This window comes from Roseomonas sp. CAU 1739 (assembly GCF_039839775.1).
GTDB lineage: Bacteria > Pseudomonadota > Alphaproteobacteria > Acetobacterales > Acetobacteraceae > Neoroseomonas.
The window spans coordinates 143,347-158,264 of sequence record NZ_JBDOQQ010000007.1 but is presented as its reverse complement, the minus strand read 5'-3'; the positions used below and the strand labels follow the sequence as shown (position 1 = coordinate 158,264).

Annotated in this window: 17 protein-coding genes; 14 read left to right on the top strand and 3 right to left on the bottom strand. The window is 69.8% G+C overall.

The window, feature by feature from the left end:
- Window positions 1-20: 20 nt before the first annotated feature.
- Together AAFN86_RS13740 and AAFN86_RS13735 are read right to left on the bottom strand one after the other, a co-directional pair.
- The gene (locus AAFN86_RS13740; protein ID WP_347543912.1) at window positions 21-503 is read right to left on the bottom strand and encodes a hypothetical protein; all 483 of its coding nucleotides are present in this window, start codon (window positions 501-503) and stop codon (window positions 21-23) included.
- A 161-nt stretch (window positions 504-664) separates the two neighbouring features.
- The gene (locus AAFN86_RS13735; protein ID WP_347543911.1) at window positions 665-1,315 is read right to left on the bottom strand and encodes a helix-turn-helix transcriptional regulator; all 651 of its coding nucleotides are present in this window, start codon (window positions 1,313-1,315) and stop codon (window positions 665-667) included.
- 188 nt (window positions 1,316-1,503) lie between these two features.
- Here AAFN86_RS13735 and AAFN86_RS13730 point away from each other — a divergent pair, with 188 nt between their 5' ends.
- The 12 genes from AAFN86_RS13730 to terL all read left to right on the top strand — a co-directional run bounded on the left by AAFN86_RS13730 (window position 1,504) and on the right by terL (window position 13,592).
- A complete protein-coding gene (locus AAFN86_RS13730; protein ID WP_347543910.1) occupies window positions 1,504-1,878 on the top strand; it encodes a hypothetical protein in 375 nt (124 codons plus the stop codon).
- A gap of 316 nt (window positions 1,879-2,194) precedes the next feature.
- Entirely contained in the window at window positions 2,195-2,635 is a 441-nt protein-coding gene (locus AAFN86_RS13725; protein WP_347543909.1) for a hypothetical protein, read from the top strand.
- Between the two features lie 165 nt (window positions 2,636-2,800).
- Complete coding sequence (locus AAFN86_RS13720; RefSeq protein WP_347543908.1) at window positions 2,801-3,037, top strand: hypothetical protein; 237 nt, start codon at window positions 2,801-2,803, stop codon at window positions 3,035-3,037.
- Between the two features lie 4 nt (window positions 3,038-3,041).
- Window positions 3,042-4,454, top strand: coding sequence for a portal protein (locus AAFN86_RS13715; RefSeq protein WP_347543907.1), 1,413 nt, complete (start codon window positions 3,042-3,044; stop codon window positions 4,452-4,454).
- 3 nt (window positions 4,455-4,457) lie between these two features.
- On the top strand, window positions 4,458-5,201 hold the full coding sequence (locus AAFN86_RS13710) for a capsid assembly protein (RefSeq protein WP_347543906.1): 744 nt from the start codon (window positions 4,458-4,460) through the stop codon (window positions 5,199-5,201).
- Window positions 5,202-5,457: 256 nt separating this feature from the next.
- Window positions 5,458-6,291 carry a phage capsid protein gene (locus AAFN86_RS13705; RefSeq protein ID WP_347543905.1) on the top strand — a complete coding sequence of 278 codons (834 nt, stop codon included), beginning with the start codon at window positions 5,458-5,460 and terminating at the stop codon, window positions 6,289-6,291.
- A gap of 205 nt (window positions 6,292-6,496) precedes the next feature.
- Entirely contained in the window at window positions 6,497-7,066 is a 570-nt protein-coding gene (locus AAFN86_RS13700; RefSeq protein ID WP_347543904.1) for a hypothetical protein, read from the top strand.
- A gap of 3 nt (window positions 7,067-7,069) precedes the next feature.
- A complete protein-coding gene (locus AAFN86_RS13695) occupies window positions 7,070-8,947 on the top strand; it encodes a hypothetical protein (protein ID WP_347543903.1) in 1,878 nt (625 codons plus the stop codon).
- Window positions 8,947-9,387, top strand: a complete 441-nt coding sequence (locus AAFN86_RS13690) for a hypothetical protein (protein WP_347543902.1) — start codon at window positions 8,947-8,949, stop codon at window positions 9,385-9,387. Before AAFN86_RS13695 ends, AAFN86_RS13690 begins: the two co-directional genes overlap by 1 nt.
- Window positions 9,388-9,578: 191 nt before the next feature.
- Window positions 9,579-11,858, top strand: coding sequence for a glycosyl hydrolase family 28-related protein (locus AAFN86_RS13685; RefSeq protein WP_347543901.1), 2,280 nt, complete (start codon window positions 9,579-9,581; stop codon window positions 11,856-11,858).
- Entirely contained in the window at window positions 11,855-12,169 is a 315-nt protein-coding gene (locus tag AAFN86_RS13680) for a hypothetical protein (RefSeq protein WP_347543900.1), read from the top strand. Before AAFN86_RS13685 ends, AAFN86_RS13680 begins: the two co-directional genes overlap by 4 nt.
- Window positions 12,162-13,592, top strand: coding sequence for a phage terminase large subunit (terL, locus tag AAFN86_RS13675; RefSeq protein WP_347543899.1), 1,431 nt, complete (start codon window positions 12,162-12,164; stop codon window positions 13,590-13,592). Before AAFN86_RS13680 ends, terL begins: the two co-directional genes overlap by 8 nt.
- Window positions 13,593-13,826: 234 nt before the next feature.
- Here the strand turns inward: terL and AAFN86_RS13670 are convergent, their stop codons facing one another.
- Window positions 13,827-14,048 carry a hypothetical protein gene (locus AAFN86_RS13670; RefSeq protein WP_347543898.1) on the bottom strand — a complete coding sequence of 74 codons (222 nt, stop codon included), beginning with the start codon at window positions 14,046-14,048 and terminating at the stop codon, window positions 13,827-13,829.
- A gap of 86 nt (window positions 14,049-14,134) precedes the next feature.
- Here AAFN86_RS13670 and AAFN86_RS13665 point away from each other — a divergent pair, with 86 nt between their 5' ends.
- Both AAFN86_RS13665 and AAFN86_RS13660 read left to right on the top strand, forming a co-directional pair.
- Window positions 14,135-14,470, top strand: coding sequence for a hypothetical protein (locus AAFN86_RS13665; protein WP_347543897.1), 336 nt, complete (start codon window positions 14,135-14,137; stop codon window positions 14,468-14,470).
- Complete coding sequence (locus tag AAFN86_RS13660; RefSeq protein ID WP_347543896.1) at window positions 14,467-14,916, top strand: cell wall hydrolase; 450 nt, start codon at window positions 14,467-14,469, stop codon at window positions 14,914-14,916. Before AAFN86_RS13665 ends, AAFN86_RS13660 begins: the two co-directional genes overlap by 4 nt.
- Window positions 14,917-14,918: the final 2 nt, after the last annotated feature.

The window sequence follows — 14,918 nt, the reverse complement described above, 5'->3', positions numbered from 1 at the left end:
CCCCCGCCGCCGCGAAGCTGTCACCGACGGCTTTCCCAGACGTCTATGCCTCCGAGGCAATCCAGGAAGTGATAGGAAAAACTGATGGTGCGTCGGAGCGGTGCCTCTACAGGGTAGACAGCGACGTCGACGGGAATTTCGACAGACCATGGCGGCTGGAAGGGGAGCTGCCGGGATGCCTCGTAGGTGCTGCCGAAGACCGCTTCCATATCGGCCAGTGTGATGCACCCGAAGCGCTCACTGGTCAGAGCAATATGCAACTCGTTGCCGTTCGGGGACCGCGATCGCTCCGGAAATACTACGAATGCCGCACCGGCAATTCTTGATGGTTCGGCGCCGGGGCCAAGGCTGCCCAATTCCGGGGCGTCAGGCGAGGGCGAAACCCTCCCGCTGCGGCGAGCCACTACAAGTCCCAAGGCATCGGCCGCGCGTTCCGGAATGAATACGTCGTCGCTGTAAAGGAAGGGGCGGAGTTGCCAGAGCACGGCACGCGCCTGTGCCATCTGCTGTGGGCTTCGAGGACCTGCGGATTCCCTCGTGCGTTGAACCGATCGCGTCTCTGCTTCACCCGTATGAGCGGTATTCTGACCCGCAGCGGGCTGCCATTCGCCCATGAGGATCAGGCAAACGGCAGCGGTTCCGGCCGCAAAGCGCAAGTCTAATATCACTGGCTGGCCCAGATGATCCGGTGCATCCAGGCGATCTCCGGCAGTTCGAAGCTGTACGACGGATGCGCCGGATTCAGGCTGGCGAGTTCGATCCGCTTGGCTGACTGGCGGCGCAGTTCCTTGGCCATCACCTCGCCCTTGCCGGTGCGCACCACCACGCGGTCGCCGCGCCGCACCGGGGCGGCGGGGGACACGACGACGACGTCGCCGTCGCGGAACACCGGTTCCATGGATTCACCGGAGATCTCGAGCGCATAGGCGTTGGGGTCGCCGATCTCTGGCAGGGAAATCTCGTCCCAGGACCCGCCGACGGGGTAGCCGCCATCGTCGAAGTATCCTTCGCCGCCGGCCTGGGCCAAGCCGATCAGCGGCACGCGCCGCCCGACACCGCCGCGCCCGCCGCCGCGCGGCAGGGCCGGCAGGCCGGAGACAAGGGAGGCGAAATCCTCGATCCCCCGCCCGACCGCGTTCAGCACCTTGGCGACGCTCTCGGTTGAGGGCCAGCGGGCGCGGCCATCGGCGCCGATGCGCTTGGACGGGTTGAAGGCGGTCGGGTCCAGCCCCGCCTTGCGCGCCAGGCCCGAAGCGGACAGCCCGTGTTCCGCCGCCAGGGCATCGAGGGCGCGCCAGATGTCGTCATGCCGCATGGTGGTGCCGTTGTTCCGTTGCCGGGGATGGTCCCGTCGCCGCGACTCCAGATGATGTGTCGCTAGCTGGGCAAGCTATCCTAGGTTTTGTTTCGGAAATCAATAGGCAGATGTTCCTTTTTGATCTTGCGGAGCGCAACCGAGACGGTTAATGTTCTTGTATTGTTCACTTCACAGGCGAGACCCCCATGCGACCTGCCCCCCGCAGTGCCCACGCCCCCCGCTTTGCCAGCATCTCGGTTGCGGAACCGTTCCGCTCCGCCGAGGAAGCATGGTTCTGGACCATGTCCGCGCTGATCGCGCGCCGCGACGGTGCCCGCGTTTCCGCCGGCAAGGGCAACAAGATCCGCCCCTGCGAACCTGACGACGTGATCAAGTGTCTCGACCGGTTGTACCGCCATCGGCGGATCGACCTGATCCATGCGCGCGTCATGCGCGTCTGGGGTGAGCGCGGCACCGCGCCGGACCCCTGCCACCTGTCCGAACGCGCCGATGCGGCGCAGTGGCGGGAGGCGATGAACCGCCTGGAATGGCCGCTGCGGGTCAAGGGCATCGTGGGGTGAGGGTGGCTGCCGACACGGTCCCGGCGGCACCCGGAGGAGACCTGCGCTGCCCTCGCTTGCGGCCGGAATCCATTCCGTGCCGGCGGCCCGACGACCGCGTGAACCATCCAGATATCTCTCCCGCCGCGGCGGATGGCCCGCGCCGCGGCCCGCCTGCGCACAACACGCGCGCGTGGTGGGTATGTCTACCGCCCATCCTGCCCGGCGCCAGGGATCGGCATTCCAAAGGCCCCCTGGCCTTTGGTGGGGTGGTTTGGAGGGGCGACGCCCCTCCAATCCCGCCTGGCACACCGTTCCACACCGTCGAGCACCCGCCATGACGCCGCGCCTGCGCATTGCGCGCGACGCGCCGCAGCAGGTCTGGATCGCCTTCGGTGGGCAGGCGGACCAGGTCTGGCTGCGCCCGCTGCGCCGCGGCTTCCGTCACTGCTTCGCCGCGTTGCGTGATGAGGCCGGCTGGACGGTGCTGGAACCGCTGTCGGGGCGATTGGTCGTCGCGCGCCTGTCGGTGCCCGCCGATTATGACCTGCCTGGCTTCTATCGCCGGGCCGGGCTGGCGGTGGTCGGTCCCTTTGCGCCCGGCCCGCCGCGGGCCGGTTGGCTTCCGAGTCTGCTGCCGTTCACCTGTGTCGCGCTGTGCCGCGCGGTGCTGGGTGCGGGCGCGCCGCCTGCGCTGACGCCGTGGGGCTTGTTTCGGCGATTGGCGAAGAATCTTCATTCATATGAGAAAAAAATCTTGACGACGACAAATAATTAGGATAATTATCCAATCGCCAAGGGGCGAACTGCGCCCGATGGCCTTCCTCCCGTTCCCCCCGAAGACTTGCGCGAGCCCGCTCCTCCTCACCGAGGGGCGGGCTCGCGGCTTTTTGGGGCGGGCGGAGGAGGACCCTTTCCGCATCCGAAGAGGAGCTGCGCGCGCATGGGTGGCCTGTTCAGCGCCCCAAAGCCTGTCGTCGTCGCACCGCCGCCGGCGGCCGCCACGACGGCAACCACCGACACGGCCCAGGCCGCCGAGGACACCGCCGCCGCGGCCCGTGCCGAGGCGCGCGGTCGCACCACGCGCGGCCTGGCCGGCACCATCGCCACCTCGGCCCGCGGCCTGCTCGGCACGCGGGCGGATTTCACCGCGACGCGCAAGTCGCTGCTGGGGGAATGACACGATGACGCCGGAGGAGATCCTCGCGCGGCATGTCCGCGCCCTTGACCAGCGCCGCGCCCATGATGCGCTGTGGCGGGACTGCTACGACTACGTGCTGCCGGCGATGCCGGCCGAACGCGTGGCGATCTACGACGCGACGGCGGCCGATGCGGCCGAGCAGTTGGCCGCGTCGCTGCTGGCGGAACTGACGCCGCCCTGGTCGCGCTGGTTCGGCCTGGCGCCGGGCCGGCCAGTGGAAGGCGACAGCGAGGCCGCGATCGCCCTCGAGGATGCGGCGGAGACGCTGCAGGGGCATCTCGACCGGTCGAACTTCGCGCTGGAAATGCACCAGGCCTTTCTGGACCTGGTGATCGCCGGCACCGGCGTGCTGCTGGTCGAGGAAGCGCCGCTCGGCGAGGCCTCGGCGCTGCGCTTCACGACAGTGCCGCTGCGCGAGGCGGTGCTGGAGGAAGGCCCGTCCGGCCGGCTCGACACCGTGTTCCGCGCCGCCCGGTTGACCGAGGTGGCACTGCGCCAGCGCTATCCCACCGCGCCCCTGCCGCCGCTGTCGGAGGATGAGGATGCCGAGGCGCCGCGCCATCGCGTGACCGAGGCCGTCTGGCCGGACCGCCATGGCACCCGCTTCATGGCGATTGCGGCGACCGATGCCGGGCCGGTGGTGCTGGCCGAGGGTCGTTTCGCGCAAAGCCCGTTCATCGCCTTCCGTTGGCTGAAGACGCCCGGCGAGACCTATGGGCGCGGCCCGGTCGCCAAGGCGCTGCCCGACATCCGCACCGCCAACAAGGTGGTCGAGCTGGTCCTGAAGAACGCGTCGATCGCCGCGACCGGCATCTGGCAGGCCGACGACGACGGTGTGCTGAACCCGGCCACGGTGCGGCTGGAACCGGGTGCCATCATACCGAAGGCGCCGGGGTCGGCGGGCCTCACGCCACTGGCCGCGCCGGGCAATTTCGACGTGTCCCAGCTGGTGCTGACGGATCTGCGCGCTCGCATCCGCGGCGCGCTGCTGGCCGACCGGCTCGGGCCGCAGCGGCGCGACAACATGACCGCGACCGAGGTGCTGGAACGCGCGGCCGAGACCGCGCGGCTGCTGGGTGCGACCTATGGCCGGCTGCAGTCGGAATTGCTGACGCCGCTGGTCGCGCGCTGCCTCGCCATCCTGCGTCGGCGCGGCGAGGTCCCGCCGCTGCTGCTCGATGGGCGCGAGGCGGTGCTGCGCTATCGAAGCCCGCTCGCGCAGGTGCAGGGCCGTTCCGATGCCGCCAACACCCTGCTGTTCCTGCAGACGGTGCGGGCGATGGGGCCGGAGGCCCTCGCGCAGATCGACCTGCCCGCCGCCGCTCGCTGGCTCGGCCGGACGCTGTCCGCGCCCGCCGAGATCCTGCTTCCCCCCGCCCAAACCGCCAAGGAGTAAGCCATGCCCGAGGACCTGCTGGAGACCGCGCTGGCCGAGACCGCCGCCCCGCAGAAGGGTGCGCGGCCCGAGGATGTGCCCGAGAAGTTCTGGGATGCCGAGACCGGCGCCATCCGCGTCGATGCGCTGGTGAAGTCGTATCGCGAGCTGGAGAAGCGCCTGTCCCAGCGCATCGTCCCGCCGGGCGAGGATGCGCCGGAGGAGGAGCGCATCCGCTTCCGCCGCGCGATCGGTGTGCCGGATGCGCCGGATGGCTATGCGATCGAGCCGAAGCACGATCTGTGCTGTGCCGATGACGGGATCAACCAGCGCCTGCACCAGGCGGGTTTCAGCCAGCCGCAGGCGCAACTGGTCTATGACTTGGCGGCGGAACGCCTGCTGCCGCTGATCGCCGAGGCGGCCAGCCAGTTCGAGGCGGAGCGCCAGGTCGAGAAGCTGCGCGAGCATTTCGGCGGCGAGGAACGCTTCCGCCGAATCGCCCAGCAGATCACCGCCTGGGGGCGGGCCAACATGCCGCCGCCAGTGATGGAGGCGTTGTCCACCACCGCCGAGGGGGTGATGGCGCTGCATCGGATGATGGAAGGTGGCGAACCGGGCCTCGCGCCGCGCGCCGAGGCGCCGGCGGCAGCCGATGAGACCGAATTGCGGGCGATGATGCGCGACCCGCGGTACTGGCGCACGCGGGAGCCGGAGTTCGTCCGCCGCGTGACGGATGGGTTCCGCCGCCTGGTGGGTGGGGCGTCCTGATGCCGCCTTCCGGCGGGGCTTGAGCGTCTCGCGACGTTCGTTCCGCCGGCGGCCCCGCGCGCCTGTCGCGCGCCTGTCGCGCGGTGGCCCGGGGGCGGGTGGCGCGCCGCGCTGCGGCCGTGCCGCCCGCCCCGTCCGTTTCCGGCCTGCGCACAACCCACCACGGGCGCGCAGGCCGCGCCGGCATCCGGCCCCACGTGGCCAACCGGGTGATCCGGCGCCTTCCATCAACACCACGATCGAAAGGGACACCCGCATGTCGGGCACCATCGCTGACGCCTTCACCAAGCAGTTCGAGGCCGAGGTCGCCGAGGCCTATCAGCGCCAGGGCAGCAAGCTGCGCCCCACCGTGCGTTCCAAGTCGGGCGTGAAGGGCGCTACCACGGTCTTCCCGCGGGTCGGCAAGGGCACCGCCGCGGCCAAGGCGCGCAACGGCGTCGTGCCGGTGATGAACCTCACCTACGCCAACGCCGAATGCTTCCTGCAGGACTACTACGCGGGCGAGTGGATCGACCGTCTCGACGAGATCAAGACTTCGATCGACGAGCGTTCGGTGATCGCCAATGCCGGCGCCTATGCGCTGGGGCGCAAGACCGATGAGCTGATCGTCGCAGCACTGGATACCGCGACGTCCGAGGCGCTGGGCACCGGCACGGGCCTGACGGACACCGATGGCCTGACCAAGGCCAAGGTGCTGATGGCCTTCGAGATGCTGGGTGCGGCCGATGTGCCCGATGACGGCAACCGCTTCGCGGTGGTCGGCTGGAAGCAGTGGTCGGAGCTGCTGCAGATCGACGAGTTCGCGCGTGCCGACTATGTCGGCGACGATGCGCTGCCCTGGAAGGGCACGCAGGCGAAGCGTTGGCTCGGCGCGCTGTGGATGCCGCATTCCGGCCTGACCAAGGCGGGGGTGCTGCGCTACTGCTACTTCTACCACAAGACGGCGGTGGGTCATGCGGTGGCGTCGGAGGTGACGACCGACATCACCTGGCATGGCGATCGTGCCGCGCATTTCGTCAACAACATGATGTCGCAGGGCGCGGTGATGATCGACCCGACCGGCGTCGTGCGGATGCGCGCCAAGGAGTGAAGGTTGGGGGAGATGAACTCCCCCAAACCGATCACCCATCGACGTTGCTTCGCAACCCCGACGGGTTCGGAACCCCCCTCCTTTTTCCGGCACTTGGAGACTGACCTCGGAGGTCAGCGCCAAAAGACAGAAGAAGGAGGGGGATCGGGGGAGTTCTCTCCCCCGAACTTTCTTTTTGTTCTCGACATCTCCAGGAGAATCCCCGATGGCGCTGTCCGCCCTCGCGCTGTGTTCGCGCGCGCTGCTCAAGATCGGTGCGCAGCCGGTTGCCTCGCTGGACGAGGGCACGGCCGAGGCCGAGGTCGCGGCCAATCTCTATCCGGGGATCCGCGATGCGCTGCTGTCGGCCCATCCCTGGTCTTTCGCCACCGCGCAGGCGGCGCTGGCGCGGCTGGCCGCGGTGCCGCGTGCCGACTTCGCCCATGCGTTCCAGTTGCCGGCGGGCTTCCTGCGGGCGCTGTCGGCGGGCACGGCGGGGCGCGCGCGCGGCATCGTGTATCGCCTGCAGGAGGACCGACTGTTCACCGATGCGGAGCAGGTCGCGCTGACCTATGTGTTCCGCCCGGATGAGAGCGCCTTTCCGCCGTTCTTCGCCAGCGCGCTGGTGGCGCGTCTGACGGCGGAGTTCTGCATTCCGCTGACGGAGAACAGCACGCGCGCTGAGATGCTGTATCGCCTGGCCGAGGCCGAGCTGCGCGTGGCGCGCCAGGCCGACAGCCAGCAGGCGAGTGCGCGGGTGCTCGAGAATTTTCCGCTCATCAGCGTGCGGGGCTGAGCCATGCCGTCGGTCAAGCGGGCCAAGACGAGTTTCGCCGCGGGGGAACTCGCGCCGGAACTGCTGGGGCGCGGCGATATCGGCGCCTTCGACAACGGGGCGCGGCGCCTGCGCAATGTCTTCATCCAGCCCACGGGTGGCGTGACGCGCCGCCCGGGGCTGCGCCATGTCACGCCGCTGCCGGGTGCGGCGCGGTTGATCCCCTTCGAATTCAACACCGAGCAGACTTACCTGGTCGTGCTGACCGCGGGGCTGCTCCGCGTCTACCAGGGCGATGCCGAGGTCGCGGTGCTGGGCGGGCCCTGGCACGGCTGGATGCTGCCGCAGATCGCCTTCACCCAGAATGCCGACACGCTGCTGCTGACGCATCCGGAGATGGCGCCGCAGCGGGTGACGCGCACGGCGTCGGGCTGGACCATCGCGCCTTGGGCCTTCGTGCATGAACCGTTCTTCCGCTTCGCGGACGCCGGCGTGACGCTGACGACAAGCGGGATCAGCAGCAACGTGGTGGTCACGGCCAACGCGATCGTCTTCGATGCGAGGCATATCGGCGCGCGGCTGCGTATCGGCGGCAAGCGGCTGATCATCGGCACCGTCATCAACGGCGCCCAGGTGGCCGCGACGGTCGAGGAGACGCTGTCGGGCACCGCGGCGACCACCGACTGGGACGAATCCGCATTCAGCGGCGCCCATGGCTGGCCGGTGACCTGCTGCTTCCACCAGGACCGCCTGGTGATCGGCGGGACGCGCGACCTGCCGAACCGGTTATGGCTGTCGCGCACCGGGGATTTGTTCAACTTCGACCTGGGCAGCGGCTTCGATGACCAGGCGATCGAGTTCGGCCTGGTCTCGGACCAGGTGAACGCGATCCGCGGCCTGTTCTCGGGGCGGCATCTGCAGGTCTTCACCTCGGGCGCCGAATGGATGGTGAGCGGCGATCCCCTGACGCCGGCGAATATCCAGCTCAATCGTCAGACGCGTGTCGGCTCGCCGATCGACCGGCTGGTGCCACCGGTGGATGTCGACGGTTCCACCGTCTTCATCGCGCGCGGCGGGCGCAGCGTGCACGAATTCGCCTATACCGACCTCAGCGACGTCTACCAGGCGAATGACCTGGCCACGCTGGCGCGGCACCTCGTCAACACGCCGGTCTCGATGGCCTATGACCAGGCGTCGCGGTTGCTGCACATCGCAATGGCGGACGGCACGCTCACCACCTTGACCATCTATCGTGCCGAGCAGGTGACGGCCTGGACGCGGCAGGAGACGAATGGCGCCTTCCGCGCCCTGGCCGAGGCCGAAGGCACGGTCTGGGCGGTGGTCGAGCGCGCCGGCCTTTTCATGCTGGAACGCTTCGAGGCGGGTCTCGCCCTCGATGCAGCGCTGAGCGGGGAAGCCGCGAGCCCGCAGGATGAATGGAGCGGCCTCGGCCATCTCGAAGGCCGCGAAGTAGGCGTGCTCGCCGATGGTGCGCCGCGTGCGCCTGCCACGGTCAGCGGCGGCGCGGTGCTGCTCGATCCGCCGGCTTCGGCGGTGCAGATCGGTCTCGCCTTCCGACACGAGATCGAACCGCTGCCGCCCGACCTGATCACGCCGAGCGGTGCGGCGACCGGGCCGCTGCGGCTGGTCGCCGCCACCTTCCGGCTGCTTGAGACGGCGGCGCTGTCGGTCGATCTCGGCCGCGGGGCGGAACCGGTGCCGTTCCGTCGGCTCGACACCGTGCTGCTCGATGCTGCGCCGGCGCGCTTCACCGGCGATGTCACGCTGCGTGGCCTCGGCTGGCGGCGCGATCGGCTGCGCCCGGTGTGGCGCATCGAAGGCGATGCGCCGCTGCCGATGACGCTGCTTTCCGTCACCACCGAGATCAGGATGACCGACTGATGGCCCAGCTCGCTACCATTGCCTCGCTCGCCGGCACCGGTCTCGCCGTCTATGGCCAGGTCCGCCAGGGCCAGCAGCAGAAGGCCACGACCAAGGCGCAGGAGGCGAACCTGCGGGCGCAGCAGACCGCGCAGGTGGAACAGGCCGCGGCGCAGGCCGCGGCGAACCAGCGTGACCGCCAAGACAAGCTCGCCAGCACCATCGCCTCGGCCCGTGCGCGGGCGGCGGCGAGCGGTGTCGCGCCTGACGAGGGCTCGGCTGCCGCGCTGACCGCCGGGCTGGCGACCGATGCGGCAAAGGCCACCGCGGAGGATGCGTCGCTGATGAGCACGCGGCTCGCCTCGGGCCGGCGATCACTGCTGGCGTCCGATGGCAGCTTGAACAGCTATCTGCGCGCCGGCCAATCGCTCGGCGGCGCCGTGCGCAACCTGCTGAGCTGATCACGGCAGTCGCCGATCGCCGGGACCGCCTGGCACTTCGCGCCCTCAGACGCGTCGCGCCGGAAGCGCGCTTTCGGCGTGACGCCGGGCTGCCCGCGGCCCGCATGCGCGGCCATGCCCCGTGGCTGCACGTCATCCCGCCGGCGATCTGTGCGACCCATCGCCCCACCCCAGGACCCCGAGGATCACCCATGGCCGAACACATCACGATCGGCGATGTCGCGCCGCGCGTGCAGTACGTCGCGGACGGCGTGCTGGCCGACTTCACTTACCCCTTCCCGATCTTCGAGGAATCGGATCTTGAGATCCGCCTCGATGGCGCGGTGCTGGCCGGTGGCGCGACCGTCAGCGGCGCCGGCGCCTCCGAGGGTGGCACGGTGACCTTCACCGAACCGCCCGCGAACGGCACGCGCATTACGCTGCGGCGGCAACTCAGGATCGCCCGCGCGACGGATTTCCAGGACAACGGCATCCTGCGCGCGCGCAGCCTGAACGATGAGCTCGACTACCAGGTCGCGGCCATCCAGCAGGTGGCCGACGATGTCGCCGGCGCGGTGCGGCTCGACCCCGCCGATGCGGGCAACGTCGTGCTGCCGCTGCGCGGCGCGCGCGCCAACCGCGTGCTGGGCTTCGACGGTTCGGGCGACCTCGCGGTGTTCGACCGCGACACCGGCCTGCTCGGCGTGCCGTTTGCGGGCGGCGTGCCTCGCAGCGTCGAGGACAAGCTCGCCGAACGGCTGAGCGCGCGCGATTTCGGCGCGACGGGCGACGGTGTGACCGATGACGGGCCGGCGCTCGCCGCTGCCATGGCGGCCGCGGCGGCCTCGGGTCATGTGCTCGAGATCGGCGAGGGCACCTATCGCACGACGCAGCCGCTGCTGCTCGGCGGTGGCGCGGCGGGGCTGAGCATGCGCGGCTCGATCCTGTATGCCGGGCCGACCGGACAGGCGGCGCTGACGCTGGGCGACGGCGCCGCGGTGCGCAACGCGGCCAAGCACTATGAAGGCCTGCGCGTGGTGCGCGCCGCGCTGTCGGATTGGACCAACGAGGCCGATATCGGCATCGTCATGCGCAACCTCGACGCCTCGCTGGTCGAGATCCGCCAGGTGGAAGGCTTTACCATCGGCATCCGCACCCAGGGTGTCGAGCGTGGCTTCGAGGATACCACGCTGATCCTCGGGCGCATCGTGAACAATCATATCGGGCTCGACGTGCGGACCGAGACGGCGGGGGCGTGGAATACCTCCGTGCGCTACTATGGCGGTCACTTCGCCATCGGCAGCACCGTGCACACCGACAAGGACCGCTTCGGTATCCGGCTGTCGGCGGCACCGGGTGCCTATGTCGCGCACAACCGGCATCTGTTCGACGGGCCGGGCTTCGAATTGCAGGCCGAGGGTCGCCCGATCAGCGGCATTCCCGTGCTGTGCCAGGTGAACAGTCGTTCGGTCTGGGTGCGCGGCATGCGCATGGAAGGCTGCAGCCCCTTCGTCGCACGCCACACCGGCGGCGCGCAGGACCATGTCTACGAAGTGGCGTGGGCCAGCCAGGCCTATCTCGTCTCCGTGGACTACACGGCCACGGCCACGCGCACCGGCGCGGTGGTGCGCGCCTCCCACCAGGCGGCCGCCTTTCGCGAGGCGAGCCGCGAGGTCGGCAGCGTGCCCAATCTGCGCGCCGCGCGGATCCGCTGGTCGAACACGGAATGGGGCTTCGAGAAGCTCGCCTGCCTGTCGTCCAACGTTTCGGGCAGCCCGTCGACGCTGGCGGATTTCGCCTTGGCCGCGCTCGATTCCTATGGGTTCACCGACAATGGCGTGGTGCTGACCGGCGGGCGGGGCCTCGGCTTCGTGGTGGATGCGCGCAGCTGCCGCGACTTCGCGCTGGCGGTCGATGCCGACGCGCCGCGCATCGCGGTGATGTGCTTCGACGCCAGCCGCAACCTGCTGAGCGATACCGGCACGCCGTTGGTGCGTGCGTCGGGGCAATCACTGGTGTGGAACGCGTCGGCGCGGTGGTTCCAGGGTTCGGCCGACATGGCGGATGCGACGCTGACGCGTCCGCAGGTCGTGCATCTGGAACCGCAGGTGGCCTATGCCATCATCGGCCTGGTGCGCATCGGCACGGATTATGAGGTACGGGCCATGCGCCTTGCCTGCGATCCGCTGTTCGCGCCGCCGCTGCTGTTCGCCCAGCCGACCCTGCCGCATGGCGGGCGTGAACTGGTGGCCGAAGCGGCTTGGGATCCGGCTTCGATCGCCGCCGGCGCCACGGCGCAGTTCAACGTGCCTTTGGCTGGCGCGCGTCCGGGTGATTTTGCCTCGGCGGCCTTCTCGCTATCGACATCTGGCGTGGTGTTCATCGCGCAGGTGGGGGCCACCGATGTGGTGACCGTCACCGCCTGGAACCGCAGCGGGGCGGCAATCGACCTTGCCGCCGGCGCGGTGCGGGCACGCGTGGTGAAGGCGTGAGCGGCCGGCGCGAGGCCGGGCCGCGCGGGCCTGATCTGCGCGCGGCGATGGATGTGGTGGCGGAGGAGTATTTCCGCTTCCTGCATGGTGGGCCGGAACCGGGCACCGGCGACGACACCAAGGCGTTCACGGCGCATCACGCGGCGTGCCGCGCGGCGCTCGCGCATTTCGAGCATCTGCTCAAGCTCGCCCGCGCCATGGGCGACCCCGACAGCGGCATCGAGGAGGCAACGGCCTTCCTCATCGAGGCCCGCCAGGCGCTTTCCGCTTTCGAGGAGGAGGACATCCATGGCGAGGAGGAGCATGGCTGATGCGGGATTTCTCGAATTCACCTGGGTGTGGAACCAGCGGCTGCGCCATGACACGCCGTCGGTGCATCGGCGCATCGCGCGCTGGCTTGAATCGCGCGATGCCGGCGCGGATCGCCGCCTGCTGCTGATGGCGTTCCGCGGTTGCGGCAAATCCACCCTCGTCGGGCTGTGGTGCGCCTGGCAACTCGCACTCAGGCCGCAGACGCGCATCCTGGTGCTGGCCGCGGATGCGTCGCTGGCGGTCAAGATGGTCGCCAGCGTGCGGCGGCTCATCGAACGCCATCCGCTGTGCAGGCACCTGTTGCCGGATGGCGCGGAAGCCTGGGCGTCGGACCGCTTCACCGTGGCGCGGGACGGCGCGCTGCGCGATCCGTCGATGATGGCGCAGGGCATCGGCGGCAATGTCACCGGCAGCCGCGCGGAAGTGATCGTCTGCGACGACGTCGAGGTCGCCGGCAATTGCGACACGCCGGGCAAGCGCGCGGAACTGCGCGAGCGGCTGGCGGAAGCGGAGTTCATCCTGGTGCCCGACGGCACCATCCTGTTCGTTGGCACACCGCATTGCGAGGACAGCCTCTATCGCCATCCGAAGGAGGATGGGGCCTTCTTGAAGGGCTATCGCAGATTGGCCGTGCCGGTGGTGAACGCAGCCGGTGCCTCGGCCTGGCCGGAGCGGTTCTCGCGCGAGGCCGTCGCGGCCCTGCGCGACCGCGTCGGGCCGTTGCAGTTCCAGCGGCAGATGCTGTTGCAGCCCGTGGCGTCGAGTGCCGTGCGGCTCGATCCCGCCGCCATCATCCGATACGGCGAGGAGCCCGACTATCGCGAGGCGCAGGGCAGGGGGGTGTTGACCCTGCTGGGGCGGCAGCTGGTGTCGGGTGGGGCCTTCTGGGACCCGGCCTATGGGCGGCCGGGTGCGGGGGGGGATGCCTCTGTCCTCGCCTGTGCCTATGTCGATGGGGAAGGGCATGCCTTCCTGCACCGGCTGGCCTATCTGACGCATGACCCGGATGCGCCAGATGACCCGGCGACACAGCAATGCCGCGCGGTGGCTGCGGTGCTGCAGGAGACGCTGCTGCCGGTCGTGCGGGTCGAGACGAATGGCCTCGGGCGTTTCCTGCCGGCCTTGTTGCGACGGGAAATGGCGCGGGCCGGGGTCGCCTGCACGGTGGTCGAACACGCCAGCACGCGGGCCAAGGCGGATCGCATCCTTGGCGCGTTGGAGCCGGCTTTGGCGGCGCGTCGGCTGCATGCGCATGAGAGCGTGTTCCGCACCACCTTTGCCGGCGAGATGGCGGAATGGCGCCCTGATGCGGTGGGCGCGCGCGACGATGCGCTTGATGCCGTCTCAGGCTGCCTGCTGGCCGAACCCGTTCGATTGGTTCGTGCCGCGGCGCCCGCCCGCGCCCCTTCGTGGCGCGGCTAGGGCAGATCCTGACCAGATGGGGTCACCTGATCGGGTGAAGGTCCTCGGAATGACAAGGACCTGGAGCCGCCGCCATGAGCCTGCGCGAATGTGAACGGTTCCAAATGGGCCGTCGCTTCACGCCGTCGTTGCCCCGGTGAGCGTCACAAAAGGGCGGGCGATCCCCACCCCATCGACGCCGCAGGCAACATCGATGGGCGCGCCGGTCCGGGGGTGTTCACGCCCCGGGCCGTCCTAGGCGGCCCGCTTCTTCAGAATTTCGAGTTCGTGCCGCGCCAGCCCGGCGTCCGTGATCTCGAATCGACCATCGGCGCGCGGCTGGGCCAGGCCCATGCCGGTCAATCTCTTCAGGCAGGGCCCGTCCTTGAGACCAGGCGGGCGGCCGTGCGGCCCGACTAGCATCAGCCGGTGGAGCGCCGAACGGCAGCAGGTCTCGAGATAGGGCTCGTTCCACATCGCGGCGTCGGTACTCCCGGGGACATCCCCAAGGGTGGGCCGACGCCGCTTCCCGTTCAAGGTTCCAGCAGAAGGCAGGCGAGAGAATGCCGATTCAGATCGAACCCTTATGGTGGATCACGGCCGTGGAGGCGCCTGTCGTCACGGCGTTGTTCTGGATGATCCATGGCCTGCGCCGCGACATGCAGGAGCGCATCGAGCGCGGCGACCAGCGTGATTCCGATGCGCTGACCCGCACCCGTGACGAACTGGCGCAGTTCAAGATCGAGGTGGCGCGGACCTATGTTCCGCTGTCGCTGATCCGTGACCTCGACCGCCGCATCAACGATCACCTGATCCGCATCGAGGAAAAGCTGGAGGAGGTGTCGCGCGCCGGGATCGCCGTGGCGCAGGCCGCCCGCAGGATGGAGGAACGGGAATGAGCGCGTCCCTGCATCAGGGGCCGCGCGAGGCGGCCGCCGAGACCCTGGCGCTGACCCTGTGGGGCGAGGCGGCGGGCCGCCCGGTCCGCGCGATCGAAGCGATGGCGGCGCTGGTGGTGAACCGGGCACGCCAGGCGGCGATCCCCGGTGGGCCGGCGCATTGGGGCCGCGGGGTGGCCGGGGTGTGCCGCGCGCCGTTCCAGTTCCCGTGCTGGAACCGCAACCATCCGCGCCACGCCGCGCTGCGGGAGGTGCCGCCGGGCGATGGCGCGCTGGCGATCTGCCGGCGCGTGGCGGCGCGCGCGATCGCGGGATCCTTGCCCGACCCGACCGGCGGGGCGACCCATGTCCATGATGCGGCGGCGCTGCCGGGCTGGGCACTGGGCCGCCCGGCGGTGGCCGAGATCGGCGGGCTGTGCTTCTACCGGGCCGAGGATCTCGGCTGAAA